14 protein-coding genes are annotated in these 19,936 nt (G+C 38.4%); 8 read left to right on the top strand and 6 right to left on the bottom strand.

Annotated elements, in window-relative coordinates; translation table 11 throughout:
• Positions 1-38 precede the first annotated feature (38 nt).
• Complete coding sequence (locus SJY37_RS05340; protein ID WP_298323221.1) at positions 39-422, bottom strand: hypothetical protein; 384 nt, start codon at positions 420-422, stop codon at positions 39-41.
• 16 nt (positions 423-438) lie between these two features.
• Positions 439-1,410 carry a tryptophan--tRNA ligase gene (trpS, locus tag SJY37_RS05345; protein WP_298323218.1) on the bottom strand — a complete coding sequence of 324 codons (972 nt, stop codon included), beginning with the start codon at positions 1,408-1,410 and terminating at the stop codon, positions 439-441.
• A 70-nt stretch (positions 1,411-1,480) separates the two neighbouring features.
• On the opposite strand from trpS, the gene SJY37_RS05350 reads away from it, so the two are divergent.
• On the top strand, positions 1,481-2,257 hold the full coding sequence (locus SJY37_RS05350; protein ID WP_379952865.1) for a lysophospholipid acyltransferase family protein: 777 nt from the start codon (positions 1,481-1,483) through the stop codon (positions 2,255-2,257).
• A gap of 102 nt (positions 2,258-2,359) precedes the next feature.
• Here SJY37_RS05350 and SJY37_RS05355 read toward each other — a convergent pair whose 3' ends face one another.
• The 3 genes from SJY37_RS05355 to recA form a co-directional block, all read right to left on the bottom strand.
• Positions 2,360-3,817: a hypothetical protein gene (locus SJY37_RS05355; RefSeq protein WP_298323212.1), complete on the bottom strand. Its 1,458-nt coding sequence runs from the start codon at positions 3,815-3,817 to the stop codon at positions 2,360-2,362.
• Positions 3,817-4,392 (bottom strand): RNA polymerase sigma factor, encoded by a 576-nt coding sequence (locus SJY37_RS05360; RefSeq protein ID WP_298323209.1) that lies wholly within the window; start codon positions 4,390-4,392, stop codon positions 3,817-3,819. The genes SJY37_RS05355 and SJY37_RS05360 overlap by 1 nt, the downstream gene beginning before the upstream one ends.
• A gap of 197 nt (positions 4,393-4,589) precedes the next feature.
• On the bottom strand, positions 4,590-5,597 hold the full coding sequence (gene recA, locus SJY37_RS05365) for a recombinase RecA (RefSeq protein ID WP_298323206.1): 1,008 nt from the start codon (positions 5,595-5,597) through the stop codon (positions 4,590-4,592).
• A gap of 404 nt (positions 5,598-6,001) precedes the next feature.
• Here recA and SJY37_RS05370 point away from each other — a divergent pair, with 404 nt between their 5' ends.
• The 6 genes from SJY37_RS05370 (at position 6,002) to SJY37_RS05395 (ending at position 12,992) form a co-directional block, all read left to right on the top strand.
• The gene (locus SJY37_RS05370) at positions 6,002-7,033 is read left to right on the top strand and encodes a rhodanese-related sulfurtransferase (protein WP_298323203.1); all 1,032 of its coding nucleotides are present in this window, start codon (positions 6,002-6,004) and stop codon (positions 7,031-7,033) included.
• A gap of 159 nt (positions 7,034-7,192) precedes the next feature.
• Positions 7,193-8,680: a regulatory iron-sulfur-containing complex subunit RicT gene (ricT, locus tag SJY37_RS05375; protein WP_298323200.1), complete on the top strand. Its 1,488-nt coding sequence runs from the start codon at positions 7,193-7,195 to the stop codon at positions 8,678-8,680.
• Positions 8,673-9,149: a gliding motility lipoprotein GldH gene (locus tag SJY37_RS05380; protein ID WP_298323197.1), complete on the top strand. Its 477-nt coding sequence runs from the start codon at positions 8,673-8,675 to the stop codon at positions 9,147-9,149. Before ricT ends, SJY37_RS05380 begins: the two co-directional genes overlap by 8 nt.
• 10 nt (positions 9,150-9,159) lie before the next feature.
• Complete coding sequence (locus tag SJY37_RS05385; protein ID WP_298323194.1) at positions 9,160-11,490, top strand: penicillin-binding protein 1A; 2,331 nt, start codon at positions 9,160-9,162, stop codon at positions 11,488-11,490.
• A 141-nt stretch (positions 11,491-11,631) separates the two neighbouring features.
• Positions 11,632-12,333, top strand: a complete 702-nt coding sequence (locus SJY37_RS05390) for a CoA transferase subunit A (protein ID WP_108877549.1) — start codon at positions 11,632-11,634, stop codon at positions 12,331-12,333.
• Between the two features lie 2 nt (positions 12,334-12,335).
• The gene (locus tag SJY37_RS05395) at positions 12,336-12,992 is read left to right on the top strand and encodes a CoA transferase subunit B (RefSeq protein ID WP_298323187.1); all 657 of its coding nucleotides are present in this window, start codon (positions 12,336-12,338) and stop codon (positions 12,990-12,992) included.
• A gap of 818 nt (positions 12,993-13,810) precedes the next feature.
• On the opposite strand, the gene SJY37_RS05400 is transcribed toward SJY37_RS05395, so the two are convergent.
• Positions 13,811-15,499 (bottom strand): ABC transporter ATP-binding protein, encoded by a 1,689-nt coding sequence (locus SJY37_RS05400; RefSeq protein ID WP_298323184.1) that lies wholly within the window; start codon positions 15,497-15,499, stop codon positions 13,811-13,813.
• Positions 15,500-15,850: 351 nt separating this feature from the next.
• Between SJY37_RS05400 and SJY37_RS05405 the strand changes: the two genes are divergently transcribed.
• Positions 15,851-19,816 carry a M36 family metallopeptidase gene (locus SJY37_RS05405; protein ID WP_298323180.1) on the top strand — a complete coding sequence of 1,322 codons (3,966 nt, stop codon included), beginning with the start codon at positions 15,851-15,853 and terminating at the stop codon, positions 19,814-19,816.
• The last annotated feature ends 120 nt before the right edge of the window (positions 19,817-19,936 follow it).

Below are 19,936 nucleotides of genomic sequence, written 5' to 3' on the forward strand. Positions count from 1 at the left end.
AATTTTAAATTTTATTATTGATAATTTTTAATAGAAAATTAGTTCGTTTCTATAATTTGCATTGATCGTATAGACTCTTTCAACTTATTTAAGGTTCTAGTTTTTAATCTGACTTGATTTCCTTTAATATCGATAATTTCGAATTCGAAAGTTTTCCCTAAAATTAGATCAAAAGAAGAATCATTTACTTCAACAATAGTAAGTTGATAATCACACTCGGAAGTCCAGTTAACCTTACTTTTAAACCAAAAATTTTCTGATTTTGAGCTATCAATTTGAATAGAATCTCTTCTTTTTACTATTATTTCGTTCGACCTTGAGTCTAAGTATTTGAATGTACCATTTTTAATTGTTCTACAGCTAGTATTTTGGGCTGTGACTGTGATTGATGTTAAAAATAATACAAGCATTACTAGTTTCATTAATTCTATGTTTTCATTAGTACCCCACAACTTTTCTAACTCTTTCTATCACTCCAATTGCAACCTTGGTTGCTTTTTCTGCTCCTATTTTTAATGCAGCATCAATCTCGTTGAGATTGTCCATATAATAATGGTATTTCTCACGCTGTGTCGCATATCTCTCTATAATCACTTCATAGACAGCTTGCTTTGCGTGACCGTAGCCAAAGTCTGTTCTTTTATAATTTTCGCGTAAGCGGTCTATTTGTTCTGGTGATGCTAGTAATTTATAAAGGTTAAACACATTACAGCCCTCTGTTTCCATAGGTTCTTCCATAGGAGTGCTGTCTGTTTTAATCCCCATAATTTGCTTGCGTAGCTTCTTGTCTGGCAAGAATATATCAATAATATTCCCTTTAGACTTAGACATCTTTGCGCCATCTGTACCTGGAATATACATGGTTTCTTCATTGTGACTAGCTTCTGGTAATACAAAAACCTCCTTACCTGTTGCTGCGTGAAAACGGCTAGCAACATCACGAGTCATTTCTATATGCTGCGCTTGATCTTTCCCCACGGGAACAACCTCTGCGTCATACAGCAAGATATCTGCCGCCATAAGCATAGGGTAGGAGAATAATCCAGCATTTACATCCTCTAGGCGATCTGCTTTGTCCTTAAAACTGTGAGCGAGTGTGAGTCGCTGGTATGGAAAGAAACAGCTCAAGTACCAAGTAAGCTCTGTAGTTTGAGGTACATCGCTCTGTCTATAAAATACCGTTTTATCAATATCAAGACCAAAGGCAAGCCAGGTAGCTGCCGTGCTATAGGTATTGTGACGTAGCTGTGCGCCGTCCTTTATCTGAGTAAGCGAGTGCATATCTGCAATAAAGAGAAATGCCTCGTTTGCAGGATTATTTGCCATCTCGATAGCAGGGATAATCGCTCCTAATAAATTTCCTAAGTGGGGTGTACCTGTACTTTGTACACCAGTAAGTATTCTTGACATAAAATTAAGTAAAAAGCAAAGTTAACTTTTTCTAGGCATTGGCTAGGGCGAATTACCTATTTTTGGCACCATGCATTTTTTAAGAAACATAGCGGTTGCTGTTTGGAAAGTATGGTTTTACTTTTTAATGCTTGTGGTGATACTTATTTTATCTCCACTTCTCATTATTAGTATCCTCAAAGAAACGTGGTACGGAATGTTTTTTCGTCTAGCGCAAATATGGGCTCGTACGATTATGTTACTCATGGGATTATTCCCAAAAGTAGTAAGAGAAGAGAAGTTTGAGCGAGGCAAAGGATATATGCTGGTGAGTAACCACACCTCTATGATGGATATTCTGTTAATGCTTCACCTTGCAAAAAGTCCTTTTGTATTTGTAGGTAAAGCAGAGCTAGCAAAGCTGCCACTCTTTGGTTTCTTTTATAAGCGCACTTGTATCTTAGTAGATAGAGGTAATGCGCGCAGTCGTAAGCAAGTATTTGATCAGGCACAACGACGCCTTAGTCAGGGTTTTAGTATCTGTATTTTTCCAGAAGGTGGCGTTCCTAATGATTTGTCACTAGTGCTAGATACTTTTAAGGATGGAGCTTTTAGACTAGCAATAGACCATCATCTTCCTATTGTACCTATCACCTTTTATGATAATAAGAAGCGATTTCCTTACTCATTTTTCAAAGGAATTCCAGGGGTAATGAGAGCAAAGGTGCACTATTTTATTCCTACGGTAGCGATGACGCAAGATGATAAGAGAGCCTTAAGGGAGCAAACACGTGAGGTTATCTTACATGAATTAACTAAGTATATTAGACCGCTTTCGCGAAAGCGTATACATAAAAAGGCTCCGTAACCAGCGGAGCCTTTCTTGTTATCATTGCAAGAGCAACGATTACCTAACCAACTAAAAAACTAACCTAATACCAAGTAAACTACACTTGGTATAGCTTCTTTACTAGAACTTATAGCTTACGCCAGTATATACACCTATGTAATATGGCTGAAAATCTACCACCTTATTATCAAAACTATTAAGTTGATATTTAAGTGAAGGTTCTATATTAAATATGATTTTTTTTGTGAATTTATAATCTAAGCCTACACCTAAGTTTGTGGTAAAACTCACCTCATTTACACCATTTGCTGTCCCTAAACTTGTAGTGAGCTGTGATGACTTTAAGACAACGTCATTCTCATTGAGAAATAAAGTGCTTACTCCACCTATAAGAGATAGTCCTACGCGTTTATCTGAAATTACGTAAATAGCTTCTAGCGGTACTTCTAAGTAGCTTAGTTGCTGTTGTAGGGAGCCATTTGAGGATGCGCCTATTCTTGATATAGCGTTGTCTGCAGTAAAACTATGTTGAGTAGCCGGATTGTCTAAAATGGCCAGTACTTTTGCATTGTCATTAAATGAAATCCCTCGCACACTGCGTCCTAATCCATTGGTCGAAAAGGATATCTCATTAGTATTATAACTTAAGTCTACATTGCTCACTCCAGTACGTATCTTGAATTTTGGACTTATAGCATAACTCACTTGAACCCCATAACTTAAATTCACATCGCCAGATTTATCATTATCTGCAAACTGTTTGTCTAGTCCAGAACCACCAAAATCGCCATAGTAAACAGGAGCAGCGACGGCCCCAACATCCCAGCGCTTTATTGCAGTGTTGTTATCTACTTGAGCAAGCTCGTCCTCTTGCAAGGTTTCTATTTTCTGAGCTTCGTCGATGAGGTTTTTATTGTTATTAGAACTCTCGTCAAGTGTGCTTGTTTGAGCAATCGCATTGGTAATTTTTTGTGGAGAGTCATTATTTTCAACTTCAGCTTTATTTAGATGAAGCGGGCTATCTGTGTTTCCTGTATTTGGTTGAGATGAATTTGCTTGATAAGTAATTCCCGCAGTGTTTTGCTCAGTTGTTGCGAGGTTAGCTTTGTTTGGACTGTTTTGAGATCCATTTCTAGAGTTATTGTCGTCTCTTCTAGATGCTAGAGTAGCACTTTCAGGATATCTTACTGTCGTATTGCTTTTTGTACTCGAAGTAGTTTGGGAGTTGGTAGTAGTTGTAAGTTTATTGCTTTCCTCATTACTTGTTGATACTTGAGGAGTAATTGACCTTGTTGCCGTGTTCTCTTCTAAAACTGCGTTTTCATCATTAATAATAGACGTCTCTACAACCTGAGTATTCTCTTGATTAGTAGTATCGATAAATAAGCTACCTATGCCAAAAAGCAATAGGAGCGCAGCAGCTATACCGCCCAACTTCCACCATAATGGAATGACCTTTTTATTTTCTTTTTCTTTTTGCGCTGCAAGAATATTATTCCAAACGCGGTCGCTAGGGTGCGATTCAAAATCTTTGAATTTCTCTTGGAATAATCTATCTATGTTCTTCTTCTCCTTCATTATTGTATGTGAGATTTGCTTTTGGGGTTAAACTGGCTCATCTCTATTTTTTCTTTTAATATTCCTCGGGCGCGTGCAAGGTTTGATTTTGAAGTGCCCTGAGAAATTGTAAGCAATGCTGATATTTCTTTGTGCGAGTGCCCATCTAGTACATAAAGGTTAAAAACCATTCTGTATCTGTCTGGAAGCTCTTGTATAATCTTAAGCAGGAAATCGAGAGGAACACTTTCTTCTTCTATCTCAACTTCTACTTCCTTTATATTTTCTTCATTAACTAGGTTAAAAACTCCTGGTTTTCTATAGCGCTGTAGCGCAGTATTTATAACAACTCTTTTAAGCCATCCTTCAAACGAACCTTTGTTTTTGTACTGGCTTACTTTGTCAAAAATGGTCATAAAGGCATCTTGCAGAATATCTTCTGCTTCTGCATAATTAGGAGCATACTTTAAGCATACAGAAAACAAAACGCTTGAGTAGCGATTGTATAATTCTGCTTGAGCTTTAGGTTGCTTCTTCTTACAGTTCTTTATGAGTTGGTCTTGACTCAACCGGTTGTTTGGTTTTAATGTTCTCATAACAAGATAAGAACAGATATCTATTTAAAGTGCTCATGAGCTACATTATGATATCATTTATGAACGTCTACTCGTATACTTTCTATAAAATTTTACCTGGTTAACACTACGTAGATGCTAAAAAAATAAAAAGGTTGCGTTTAAAATGCAAAAACCTCCCTTATGGGAGGTTTTTATTATCAATATGATATAATTGATTACTCGTTAGATAATTTGATAGCTTCATGAATTTTTGCTTCTAGCTCATCCATAAGGTCTGGATTATCTAGTAATAATGCTTTTACAGCATCACGACCTTGACCTAACTTAGTATCTTGATAGCTAAACCATGATCCAGCTTTCTTTACAATCTCATAGTTTACACCTATATCAATAATCTCTCCCACTTTTGAGATTCCTTCCCCATACATAATGTCAAATTCTGCCATACGGAAAGGTGGTGCAACCTTGTTCTTTACAACTTTAACTCGGGTCTTGTTACCCATTACGTTTGCGTTACTATCCTTAATCTGTGTAGAACGACGTATGTCAAGGCGTACAGAAGCATAAAACTTAAGTGCATTACCACCGGTTGTAGTTTCTGGATTTCCAAACATTACCCCTATCTTCTCACGAAGTTGGTTAATGAAAATCACTGTACAATTAGTTTTACTAATGGATCCAGTAAGTTTACGAAGTGCTTGAGACATTAAACGAGCGTGAAGTCCCATTTTTGAATCTCCCATCTCACCTTCTATCTCACTTTTAGGAGTAAGTGCAGCAACAGAATCTACTACGACAATATCAATAGCTCCAGAGCGTATAAGATTGTCTGCGATTTCAAGTGCTTGCTCTCCGTTATCTGGTTGTGATATGATTAAGTTATCAATATCCACCCCTAGTTTTTCTGCATAGAAACGATCAAAAGCATGCTCTGCATCAATAAATGCTGCAATTCCTCCAGCTTTTTGGGCCTGAGCGATGGCATGTAATGTCAAGGTGGTTTTACCCGAAGATTCTGGCCCGTAAATTTCAATTACACGACCTCTTGGATATCCTCCTACACCTAAAGCAACATCTAGCCCTAGAGAACCCGTTGGTATAGACTCTACATCTACGATAGCTTGATCTCCCATTTTCATCACGGCTCCCTTACCGTAAGTCTTGTCTAGCTTGTCTAGGGTGAGTTTAAGGGCTTTTAATTTTGCATCTTTTTCACTACTCATATCTTCAGTTTTGTATTGTAAATTTAATTGTTAAATAATGGGTAAACAAGGTGCGCTTTCGCGAAAGCGTAATATTTTTAACATAATTCTTGTCGATGAAGACGCAACCATTTAATTATTATTGCATCTTAGCAACAAGAATAAGTCTAACGCACACCAAACACATTATTCCCGACGTTTTGTCAAAGATACTAAAATTTGGAATCTTTACTAAAATTAGGAAGGCCACAGCTACAAAGTATTCAACAAATTACGACGACATTAAATAAAATGTAAACCTGAATTAGCCAAAATTCACAAAAAAATGCCCGCAGGATAGACCTCCGGGCATTTTTTGTACCCTTAATTCAAAGACTTATATTTGCCGAAGAAATAATTCTTTTAACTTAAAACGAAGGTATAGCATGCAACTGTACAACAAATTAAGCGCAAAAGAGAGAGCACAGCTTATAGAAGAGGCGGGAGAAGAACGCCTTACACTCTCTTTTTACCAGTATCATAAGATTGGAAACCCAGAACTTTTCAGAAACCACCTTTTTGTGGCTTGGGATGAGATGGAAGCCTTGGGACGTATTTATGTAGCAAATGAGGGTATAAATGCCCAGATGTCTGTTCCAGCCAAAAAATTCTCAACTTTTAAACATTTTCTTGACGGCATAAACTTTCTAGAGAATGTACGCCTCAATATTGCGAGAGAGCAAGACGATAAGTCGTTCTTAAAACTCAAAGTAAAAGTGCGTAACAAGATTGTTGCAGATGGACTGGTAGATGATACTTTTGATGTAACAAACAAAGGAGTTCACGTAGACGCTTCTACTTTTAATGAACTTATAGAAGACGAGAATACGGTGCTCGTTGATATGCGTAACCACTATGAGAGTGAGATAGGGCATTTTAAAAATGCAGTAACTCCAGATGTAGATACTTTTAGAGATAGTCTTGATATTATTGAAGAAGATCTAAAAAATCACAAGGAAGATAAAAAACTTGTGATGTACTGCACAGGTGGAATACGTTGTGAGAAAGCAAGTGCTTATTTTAAGCACAAAGGCTTTAAAAATGTTTTCCAGCTAGAAGGAGGGATCATTGAGTATGCTCGCCAGGTAGAAGCAGAGAAGCTTGATAATAAGTTTAAGGGTAAGAATTTTGTGTTTGATCACCGTCGTGGAGAGCGTATCTCAGACGATATTATCTCAAACTGTCATCAGTGTGGTACTCCTTGCGATGAGCACGTAAACTGTGCAAATGAAGCTTGTCACTTACTTTTTATACAATGTGAGGAATGTGCAAAGGCCAATGAAAAATGCTGCTCTACAGAGTGTGCAGAGATTAATGCACTGCCATACGAAGAGCAAAAGAAATTACGTTCTGGTAAAGGAAATAGTAATAAGATTTTTAAGAAAGGTAGATCAGAAAAGCTGGCTTTTAAGAAGTAAAAAGCAGAAAAAGAATCTGTTGATTTTGATTTTGGAAAAGGCGCTATAGATTACCTATCTTTATCGATAGTTCATTGTGAACATAAATATAACGCGTACACGCGGCTGTTACTCTCTTAACGATTGATATAGAGCGATGTACATTTAAATATACAAAATATGGCATGTGGCAGTTGTGGCACAGGTGAAGACGGATCTCCTAAAGGTTGTAAGAACAATGGAACCTGCGGAACCGACGGATGTAATAAACTTACAGTCTTTGACTGGCTTTCTAATATGTCCCTTCCTGATGGACAAGAAGCTTTTAACTACGTAGAAGTACGTTTTAAAAACGGACGTAAAGATTACTATAAAAACGAAGAAAAAGTTACCCTAAGCATAGGTGATATTGTAGCCACTCAAGCAGAGTCTGGTCACGATATTGGTATGGTAACTCTTACCGGTGAGCTTGTGCGCGTGCAAATGAAGCGCAAGAAAGTAAGGCAAGACACTCCAGAAACGCTTAAAATTTATCGCAAGGCATCACAAAGAGATATAGACATCTGGACTACGGCGCGTGAGAAAGAAGAAAGTATGAAGGTGCGCGCTAGACAGATAGCGATACGTCTAGATCTCCAAATGAAAATCTCAGATATTGAGTTTCAAGGAGACGGTTCTAAAGCGACATTTTATTATACAGCAGAAGATCGTGTAGATTTTCGCCAACTCATAAAAGAATTTGCTCAAGATTTTCGCACTCGTATTGAGATGAGACAGATAGGTCTGCGTCAGGAAGCGGCACGTCTGGGTGGTATAGGTTCTTGTGGTCGCGAACTTTGTTGTTCTACATGGTTAACAGATTTTAGGTCTGTAACTACGAGTGCTGCTAGATACCAGCAATTATCACTTAACCCGCAAAAGCTTGCTGGACAATGTGGGAAATTAAAGTGCTGTCTTAATTATGAGCTAGATGCTTACATGGATGCGCTCAAAAGTTTTCCAAAAAGTGAGACAAAATTATACACTCAAAAAGGAACTGCAGTCTGCCAAAAAATTGACATTTTTCAAGGACATCTATGGTATGCCTACGAGGGAGAATGGATGAACTGGCATAAGCTTACTACAGATCATGCAAATGAGATTATAGCTGCAAATAAAAAGAAAGAGCCGGTTGCAAGTCTGGAAGAATTTGCTGCCGAACTTATAGAAGAAACAGTAATAGACTTTGGTAATGTGGTAGGTCAAGATAGTCTTACTCGTTTTGACAAGCCTAAAACTACAAACAAGCGTCGCAATAGTCGTAAGAGAAAACCTGCTGGTAAAGGAAACAAGCCTCAGGGAGATAGACCAAAAGCTAAGGATAGAACTCCCAGAAAACCTAATCAAGATGGTGCAAAAGGTCCAAGACCTGCAGCAAAGAAAGGACCAAAACCTCAAGCAAAGGGACCTAGACCAGAAGGTAAAGGCCCAAAGCCTCAAGCAAAGGGACCAAGACCTGAAGGTAAGGGACCTAGGCCTAAAAGCAGAGGTCCAAAGTCGCAAGCTCAGGGAAACAAACCTAAAGATGCAACGAGCCAAAAACCAACTCAAGAAGGTCAAAAAGCTGGAGGATCAAAGCCTGCAAATAAAAATAAAAGGCGTCCTCAAAAACCAAAACCTAATGCGTAACGTATTACTATTGATACTCATTATTTTATGTGTTTCATGTGATTCAAAACAAGTGTATCATTCATACACATCGTTAGGTAGCTCATGGAATATTAATGAACCTGTGATATTAGAAGTAAACGAGCTTGATAGCGTGCCATTATATAATGCATATATCACCGTTCGCAACAATAATCAATACCCATATAGTAATCTTTTTTTGATTACAGAGATGCAGTTTCCACAAGGGCGTACGTACACAGATACCCTTGAGTACGAAATGGCAAATCCAGATGGAACATGGATGGGTACTGGTTTTGGAGATATTAAAGAAAGTAAACTGTTGTATAGGGAAGGAGTACGCTTTCGCAAAAGCGGAACCTACACCTTTACTATAGAGCATGCAGTAAGAAAAAACGGAAACATCGCCGGAGATGCCTATCTAGAAGGAATTACCGAAGTAGGATTACGTATTGAAAAGCAAGAATAAACAGATCATAATGGCAAAACAAACACCTCCAAAAAAAGCTCCAAAAAAAAGCGAAGGAGATTACAGTAAATATATTTCTTGGTTTTGGCGACTATTTGCAGGAGGAGTCACACTAGCAATACTATTGTTTTTACTAGCAAGTTGGAATGTTTTTGGAACACTCCCCACCTTTGAAGAACTTGAAAATCCAGAAAGCAACCTTGCTACAAAAATCATCTCAGTAGATGGAAAGCAACTAGGTACTTATTATAATGAAAATAGGACTCCTATTAAATATGATCAATTACCGCAAAATCTTGTTGATGCACTAGTTGCAACAGAAGATGAGCGTTATTATGAGCACTCTGGTATAGACTTTAGAGGTACAGCCAGAGCGATGGCTTATCTAGGTAAAAACGGTGGTGCAAGTACAGTGACACAACAGCTTTCTAAGTTGTTATTTTCAAACCCTCCTAGCTCTACACTGGAGCGTCTTCTTCAGAAGGCAAAAGAGTATGTAATTGCAACAAGGCTAGAACGCCAGTATACAAAGCAAGAAATCATTGCGATGTATCTCAATAAATTTGACTTTCTCTTTAATGCTATTGGTATAAGTTCTGCCGCTCGTATTTACTTTAATAAAGATGTAAAAGATCTTGATTTGCATGAAAGCGCTGTTTTTGTAGCAATGCTTAAGAATCCAAGACAGTATAATCCATACCGTGAGATATCTAAGGAGAAATCACTAAGAAGGCGCAATCAAGTCTTCAAGCAGATGGAAGTAAACGGGATGATTACTACTGCCGAAAAAGATTCCCTCACAGCATTACCTATGGAAGTAAAGTTTACTCCAGAAGGACACGCAGATGGAACGGCAACGTACTTTAGAGAAAACCTTAAGAAATTCATGGCTTCATGGATTAAAGAGAATCCTAAAGGAGAAGATGCAGAGGGTAATACTACGTATTATAACATTTACCGTGATGGCCTTACGATAACGACAACTATAGATTCTCGTATGCAGAAAATGGCAGAAGATGCTGTTGCTGCTCACATGCCAAGGTTGCAAGCCGAGTTTGATAGACAAAACGAGAAAAACAAAACAGCTCCCTTTAGAGATATCGAAGAGGAGGATGTAGAGCGCATTTTTAATAATGCTATAAAAAGTTCATCTCGCTGGCGCAAACTTAAGGCGCAAGGAAAAACCGAGGCTGCAATTAGAAAATCATTTGATGTAAAGACAGATATGACCATTTTTACATGGGCAGGAGATGTAGATACATTAATGACTCCGCGTGATTCAATACGTTATTACAAGAAATTCTTACGTACAGGGATGATGTCTATGGTGCCTCAAACTGGAGAAGTGAGAGCATGGGTAGGTGGTATTAATATGAACCACTTTCAATATGATCACGTACAGTTAGGAAAACGCCAAGTAGGATCTACCTTCAAGCCTTTCTTATATGCAACTGCTGTAGACCAACTACATTTATCTCCATGTGATACATTACCTAACACGCTTTATACAATACCTGCAGGGGCACATGGTAATACAAAGAACTGGACACCAGAAAACTCTGGAGGAGAGATGGGTGGTATGATTACTATGAAGGAAGCACTTGCTCAATCTGTAAATACAATTTCTGCGAGATTAATGGATAAGGTAGGGCCTAGACCAGTAATTGATCTAGTAAGTAAGCTAGGAGTTGATACAAAGGATATTCCAGTAGTACCTTCTATCGCGCTGGGGACAGCAGATTTAAGTGTGTACGAGATGGTATCTGCTTACGGAGCTTTTGCAAACCAAGGGGTGTATGTAAAACCACAGATTGTAAGTACCATACAAGATAAAAATGGAACTATTTTATACCAGCATGTTCCAGAAACTAGGGATGTGTTAAGTGCAGAGAGTGCTTACGTGACATTGCAATTAATGGAAGGAGTAACGCGCTCAGGTTCTGGAGCAAGATTACGTCATACATGGCGTAAAGATGCCATATATCGTAACGCAGTTACGGGTTATCCATACGGATTTGATAATGCAATAGCTGGTAAAACTGGAACTACACAAAATCAGAGTGATGGATGGTTTATGGGTATTGTACCTAACCTTGTTACTGGAGTTTGGGTAGGTGGTGATGATCGTGCAGTTCACTTCCCAGGTATTGGTTATGGTCAGGGAGCAACAATGGCATTACCTATCTGGGGAATGTATATGAAAGAAGTATATAAGAATGAAGACTTGGAGATTTCTAAAAGCGAATTTTCAAAACCAAGTAACTTAACAATCACAACTAATTGTGATGATTATAAGAGTTCTGGTGTAAGCGACGAGCTGCCAGATGAGCTAGATTTTTAATAGTTTCACACATACATAATGATAAAGAGTGCGAGCAATCGCACTCTTTTTTTTGGATTCATTTTTAGATGTTCAATTACGCTTTCGCGAAAGCGTAATTTGATACAAAATCCGTACTTTTAGTACTTATAAACTAAGAATATGATAACAAAGAAAGTGACTGGAGTAGACGCCGCACTAGAAGGTGTTGAAAGTGGAATGACAATGATGCTTGGAGGTTTTGGTCTCAGCGGTATTCCAGAAAATTCTATAGCTAAACTAGTAGCTCTTGACGTCAATAATCTCACCTGTATTTCTAATAATGCCGGAGTCGATGATTTTGGACTAGGGCTGTTGTTACAGAAAAAGCAAATAAAGAAAATGGTTTCCAGTTATGTGGGCGAAAACGCCGAGTTTGAACGCCAGATGCTTAGTGGTGAGCTTGATGTAGAGCTTATACCGCAAGGAACACTTGCAGAGCGATGTAGAGCAGCGCAAGCAGGATTTCCAGCAATATATACACCAGCAGGATACGGAACTGAAGTAGCCGAAGGAAAAGAAACGAGAGAATTTGACGGAAAGATGTATGTGCTAGAACATGCCTTTAAAGCAGATTTTGCTTTTGTAAAGGCATGGAAAGGTGACGCTGCAGGTAACTTAATATTTAAAGGGACTGCAAGAAACTTTAATCCTAATATGTGTGGGGCAGCTACTATAACTGTTGCAGAGGTGGAAGAGCTTGTGCCGGTAGGGACACTAGATCCTAATCAAATACACATTCCAGGGATTTTTGTACAACGTATTTTCCAAGGAGAAACGTATGAAAAGAGAATAGAACAACGCACCGTTAGAACAAGAGACTAATTATGGCTTTAGATAAAAATCAAATTGCACAACGCATTGCAAGAGAAGTACAAGATGGATATTATGTAAACCTAGGTATCGGTATCCCTACGCTTGTTGCAAACTATGTACGTGAAGATATTGACGTAGAGTTTCAAAGTGAGAATGGAGTGCTGGGAATGGGACCTTTTCCATATGATGGAGAAGAGGATGCAGATATTATCAATGCAGGAAAACAAACAATCACAACCTTGCCAGGAGCAAGTTTTTTTGATAGTGCTACTAGCTTTAGTATGATACGTGGTAAACATGTAGACCTTACCATTCTAGGTGCTATGGAGGTTGCAGAAAATGGTGACATCGCAAACTGGAAAATACCTGGTAAAATGGTGAAAGGTATGGGAGGAGCAATGGATCTCGTTGCAAGTGCAGAGAATATTATTGTAGCTATGATGCATACGAACCGCGCAGGAGAATCAAAACTTTTGAAAAAATGTAGCCTGCCACTTACTGGTGTAGGATGCGTAAAAAAGATAGTTAGTAATCTTGCCGTACTAGAAGTTACCGAAGCAGGTTTTAAACTACTTGAGAGAGCTCCAGGAGTATCTGTAGAAGAGATTCAAGCAGCAACCGAAGGAACATTAATTATAGATGGTGATATCCCAGAAATGAAGTTTTAATATACTTCAATTTAGTAAAACATAGTCTCCAATTATCTGATGAACCATTAAAAAAATGGTTTTTTGAGATAGTTGGAGATTTTTATTTTAAAGAAACCTTGTGGTCGTATTCTCTTCTTAAGATAACACAGGTTTTACCCTTCTCAGGTTCTATTTTTTCTTCATACACAATCCTTTGTTTTGTGTGAGAGCATATGGATGCTCTAATAATAAATATGCTTGATTTAAAACGCTTCCCTCAAGATGGTTTTAATGAGCTCTATATGACTATTTATCAGTTGTTAAAAATGTAGAGCGCTTGCTTCTTGATTTTGTCTAAATAGAGAATATTCTTACATTTTATACTGAGTTTTATCCACACAAATCAAAAGAGAGGTTTCTTAGCTTAAAATCGAGAACATCAATTAATGACGTTTAAAAACTCAATATTTCGATGAAATACACAATATTTTAACATTACAGCAAATTTTCTTAATCAAAACCCTTGCAGATGTGTAATTTTATAGTACTTTAGCAGTCCCCCAAATCAAGTAATTGATTTCGATTAAATGCTAAGTAAGTTCGTTAACGAACGTGGTAATTTAGTTTTATAGTATGACTTAAACGTATAAGAGTGTTTTAAGTTATGATTTGTTAGAAATCCGCGGGGGGAGCCCTGCGGATTTTGTTTTAAACCTCATTTGTCTTTCATCCCTACTATGGAAAAACTAACAAACTCTACTAGATCATTTGTTTCTGGTGTAAAACATGCTGCAGATTTTACCACAAATTGTGCTAGGCTAGCAAAGAAGGTATTTCTATTTATGATCTAGTAACGCTTACATTCCTTTTGGAATGGCATGAATAAGTTTTTGAGTATACTCCTTTTCTGGCTGTTCATAAATACGGTCTGCATCTCCTATCTCTTCTATTTTACCTTTATTCATAACCACTAGCTGGTCAGACATGTATTTTACCACAGCAAGATCATGCGAGATAAAAATATAGGTAAAGCCAAAATCTGTTTTAAGTTCATTAAGAAGGTTAAGCACCTGTGCTTGTACAGATATATCTAGGGCACTTACAGACTCATCACAAATAATTAATTTAGGGTTTACGGCAATCGTACGAGCAATCCCTATGCGCTGTCGCTGTCCTCCAGAAAACTCATGAGGATAACGATCATAATGCGATGCTTCTAGACCCACGAGTTCTAACAATTCTAGCACGCGCTGCTTTCTCATAGATTTAGAATCGTAAAGTTTATGGACTTCCATAGGCTCTATAATAGCCTGGCCTACAGTAAGCCTGGGATTAAGAGAGGCAAAAGGATCTTGAAAGATAATTTGTATTTCCTTTCTTAAACTTCTCAATGCTGCTCCACGCATCTCATTAATAGCCATTCCTTTGTATAGAATGGTTCCTGCAGTCGCTTTATCTAGTTGTAAGATGGCGTTTCCTAGGGTAGATTTACCACAACCAGACTCGCCTACGAGACCTAAGGTTTCTCCCTCATAAATGGAGAATGAAACATCATCCACCGCTTTAAAGGCAATATCTTCAGCGAAGATGCCGGCACTAGAAAAGTATGTTTTTTCTACATTAATAACCTCTAGTAAAGGTGGCTGTGCATAGAGTTTTCTTTGATGTTCGGTTCTTTCGGATTTTGTCTCTGCTTCAGAAAGTGGTTTTTTATCTAGGTAATCTTTTATCGTGGGTAACTTTTTCAGGCGTTCATTTAATGACGGTCTCGCACTCAACAATGCTTTTGTGTACTGATGTTGTGGATTTGAAAATAACGCTTTCGCGAAAGCGTATTCAACAATATCTCCTTTATACATCACAGCAACCCTGTCTGCAATCTCGCTCACTAAGGAAAGGTCATGAGAGATGAAAATAATACTCATCTGATTTTCTAACTGTAATTCCTTAAGCAATAATATAATCTCCTGCTGAACGGTAACATCTAAGGCAGTAGTAGGCTCATCTGCAATAAGTATTTTAGGCTTACAAGCGATAGCCATCGCAATCATTACGCGTTGTTTTTGACCTCCCGAAATCTCATGAGGATATGCGCGAAAAATCTTCTCCACCGTAGGCAGTTTTACCTTTTCAAATAAGCGCAGCGTTTCTTCCTTTGCAGATTTTCGGTTGAGCGAAGCATGTTGTAAAAGAATTTCTACCACTTGCTCACCGCAGCGCATTGACGGATTGAGACTACTCATAGGTTCTTGAAAAATCATGGAGATTTCATTACCTCGTATTTTTTGAAAATTCTTTTCACTAGTATCTAGTAATGATTGATTTTCAAAAACTATGGTGCCTTCAATAAGCGTGTTTTTCTTAGGCAAAAGCCCTAGGATAGCAAGTGATGACACACTCTTTCCAGACCCTGATTCACCCACAATCGCAAGAATTTCATTTTTATAAAGATCAAATGAAATGTTATGTATTACTTCTTGTACTTCCCCTTGCTGTTTAAAGGATATAGATAGTTGGTCTACAGTAAGGATTTTTTGTGGCTGCATACTTCAAAAATACGATTTCTTACGGTCTGTTTTTAAAAGGATACATCGCAATTTGTAACACAAAAACGAGCTTGATTTGAGACTTTTTATAGTTATCCTAATATTTCAAAACATCATTGAATGTATTCAGCTATAGAAAATGAGTAGTTCTTGTTTAGAGATTCATCCAGTTCTTCACACAAATCGTATTTCTTAAAAAAATCTTAAAAATTTTTGTGTAGTTCGTCGAAAAGATTATGATTTCTTTATTGAAATGACGTCATTTACTGGGTAAGCATATAATTTTAGCAAAATAAATGCTAAATAATATGTTTTATTAAGATTTCCCTATAATTAATTTAAAACTACAGTATGAAGAAAATCTACTCCTTTTTCCTAATGACTATTCTATTAGGAACCGCCGTTTATGCACAGACCAGTGTGGACGGAATCGTCCAAAATTATCTAAGTAGCAATGCAGAAGAAGTTGGCTTGAAGTCTACAGACGTTGCTCAATGGAAAATTACTGACATCGTACCTTCTCTCAATCCTGAAATACAGCACGTTTATGTAAAACAAATGTATCAAGGTATTCCAGTACAAAACGGAACATACAAACTCACCGTAAGAGATGGTAAAGTTACCTACGAGATAAACCAATTTGCAAAAGATGTTGCTCAAAAAGCTGCTGGAGCATCACTTTCATTGTCTCCAGAAAACGCAATTCTTAAGGTTGTAAATGCTCATAGTCTTAAGATACCAAGCAATCTAGGAGTTACAAAATCTTCTGGTAATCTTCTTGAATATGCAAATTCTGGAATAAGCTTAGAGCCTATCAAAGTAGAAAAAGCATACCTAGCAATAGGTGATAAAATGCACCTCACTTGGAATGTATCTCTTTACCAACTTGATGCGCAGCACTGGTGGAATGTAAATGTAGACGCATCTACAGGAGAAATCCTTAAAACCACAGACTGGGTGATTTCTTGTTCTTTTGAAGATCCTAATCACACAGAGCATGGTCATACAACTACAGAAGAGCCAGTAGTAAATTATGGGCCGCGCAGTGCTACTGAAGCGAGCTATACCGCAGCTGCAGTAGGAGGAGGGTCTTATAATGTTTTCCCGCTAGGGATTGAAAGTCCTAGTCACGGTAACCGTGTTGTAGTAACAGATCCAGCAAATGCTAATGCATCTCCTTATGGATGGCACGACACAAACGGATCTGCTGGTGCAGAGTTTACAACAACGCGTGGTAATAATGTACTCGCGCAAGATGATACTAATGGTAATAATGGAACAGGTACAAGTCCTAATGGAGGAAGTGCTCTTAACTTTGATTTTAGCCTTAATTTAAATAACACTCCGTCTACTTTCTTACCAGCAGCTACTACAAACTTATTTTACTGGAATAATATCATGCATGATGTATGGTACCAATATGGTTTTACAGAGGCGGCAGGTAATTTTCAAGAAAATAACTATGGTAAAGGCGGAGCAGGTAGTGATTCTGTAAATGCAGATGCTCAAGACGGCAGCGGGACTAATAATGCAAACTTTGCAACACCACCAGATGGTCAAAACCCTAGAATGCAAATGTTTTTATTCACAAATCCTACCCGTGATGGTGATTTTGACAACGTAATTATTGCACATGAGTACGGTCATGGTATTTCTACACGTCTCGTAGGAGGACCTGGTACAAACGCATTAGGAGGTTCTGAACAAATGGGTGAAGGATGGTCAGACTGGTTAGGTATGGTAATGACTATACGTCCAGGAGATACAAGAGATACTGCGAGAGGAGTGGGAACGTATGCAATAGGAGAGCCTACAACAGGGGCAGGAATACGTCCTACGAGATATGCTACAGACTTTGCTGTTAATGGAACAACTTACAGTGACGTTCCGGGATTAGTAGCACCACACGGAGTGGGATATGGTTTTGCAACTATTCTTTGGGATATGACTTGGGATCTTATTGATCAAGAAGGATATGACCCTAATCAATACAGCGGTAATGGCGGTAATAACATCGCAATGTCACTAGTAATAGAAGGACTTAAAAACACTGCAAATAATCCAGGATATGTTTCTGGCCGTAATGGAATCCTACAAGCAGACCAAGATCTTTACGGAGGTCAGTACAACTGTTTAATATGGGATGCTTTTGCTAGACGCGGAGTAGGTGTAGATGCCGTAGAAAATAGCAACGGAGGAACAAACACAAATTCAGATCAAGTAGTATCATTTACAAGTGGATGTTCTGGACCACCAGCGCCAGTATCTTGTACTAGTACCGTAGCGTCGTTCCCGTATGCTGAAGGTTTCGAAAACACAATTGGAGCATGGTCTCAAGACACATCAGATAATATTGACTGGACAGTAAACTCATCTGGTACGCCATCTTCTGGTACAGGACCAGCAGCTGCAAATGAGGGGTCATTTTACATCTATGTAGAAGCATCTGGTGACGGTGCAGGATTCCCGACTAAGACAGCAACTTTAAATTCTCCTTGTTTTGATCTAACAGGAGTAAACGGAGCAGAAGTTACATTTAGTTACCAGATGACAGGTAGTGCTGTAGGGACAGTGCGTCTTGAAGCAAGAGATGATGCAACGCAAACATGGGATGAATTATGGGTGCAATCAGGAGATAAAGGAGCAGCTTGGCTAGATGCAACCGTAAGTCTTGCATCTTATGATGGAGCTACACAATTACGTTTCCGTGCTACTACTGGAACTTCTTGGCAGGGTGATATTGCTATTGATGGCTTTGCTATTGATGGTACTGCTCCGGCAGATACCCAAGCACCTACTGCGCCTACTAATCTTGCAGTAACAGATGTTACTACAACATCTGTAGCTTTATCATGGACAGCAGCTACAGATAATGTGGCAGTAACGGCATATGATGTCTTCCAAGGAACTAATAACCTAGGAGAAGTAACTGCTACTTCGGCAAATATAACAGGTTTAGTAGAAGGAACTACCTATCAATTTACGGTTCGCGCCAAAGATGAAGCAGGTAATATCTCAGGAAATAGTAATACTGTAAGTGCGACAACTGATACTACTGCACCACCTAGTGGGTGTGTAGGTACAGCAAGTGCTCCATATAGTGAGAGTTTTGAGTCAGGATTAGGTCAGTGGTCACAAGCTACAGGAGATGATATAAACTGGACACGTGATGCTTCAGGAACGCCATCTAATAATACAGGGCCAAGTTCTGGAGCTGATGGATCTTTCTATTTATATGTAGAAGCGTCAGGTAATGGAACAGGTTTTCCTAACAAAAGAGCGATTATAAACTCACCTTGTTTTGATTTAACAGGAGAAACAGAAGCAAACTTTACCTTTGATTATCATATGTTTGGATCTACAGACGGTGGTCGTATAGATCTTGAAGCAAGTGCAGATGGAGGTACGACATGGACAAGCCTATGGAATCAAACTGGAAACCAAGGTAACCAGTGGAATGCTGTAACAATCAATCTTGATGGATACACTGGCGGAACAGTGCAATTACGTTTCAACCGTATTACTGGAAGTACATGGCAATCTGACGTTGCTATTGATAATGTAGTACTATCTGCTGGAGGTGGAGGAGGTGACACAGGAGCGCCATCTGGATACTGTGCATCAAATGGAAATAATACTAATGATGAGTATATACAACGTGTACAAATAGGAAGTATTAATAATGCAACCGGAGCATCTGCTGGCGGTTACGGAGATTTTACAAACCTTTCTACAACATTAGGAAGTAGTAATACAATAACTATTACTCCAAGATGGACGGGAACTGTATATAATGAAGGGTATGCAGTATTTGTAGACTGGAACCGTGATGGAGATTTTACAGATGCAGGAGAGACCGTATACACGAGAGCAGCAACGTCTGCTACTCCAATAACGGGAACATTTAGCGTGCCTTCTGGAGCATCTCAAGGACTAACGAGAATGAGAGTCTCTATGAAGTACAACGGGATCCCTACAGCTTGTGAGAGCTTCCAGTATGGAGAAGTAGAGGATTATATTGTAAATGTGGTAAGTAGTGCTGGATTTGGAGCAAATGATGCTCAGAGCAGCCTTACTGAAGCAGCAGGAAGTGGAGAATTCTCTATATTCCCTAATCCTGTAACTCGTGGAGAACTTTCAATTAACTTAAACGGCACAGAAGCAACCGCTGTGACTATCTATAATCTATTAGGGCAGGTAGTACACAAAGGTAATTTTGAAAACACACTTGATGTTTCAAGATTAGAGACTGGTGTTTATATTCTTGAAGTGGAAACTGCAACTACAAAAATGGTAAAACGTTTTATTAAGAAATAGTGTTCATTTCTTAGTTTAGTAGACTATAAAGAAAAGCCCGATATCAAATTGATATCGGGCTTTTTCTATGTGGATAATTACGCTTTCGCGAAAGCGTATTCAACTTAATAAAACAACATT

It is taken from the genome of Dokdonia sp. R78006 (assembly GCF_042466145.1).
GTDB lineage: Bacteria > Bacteroidota > Bacteroidia > Flavobacteriales > Flavobacteriaceae > Dokdonia.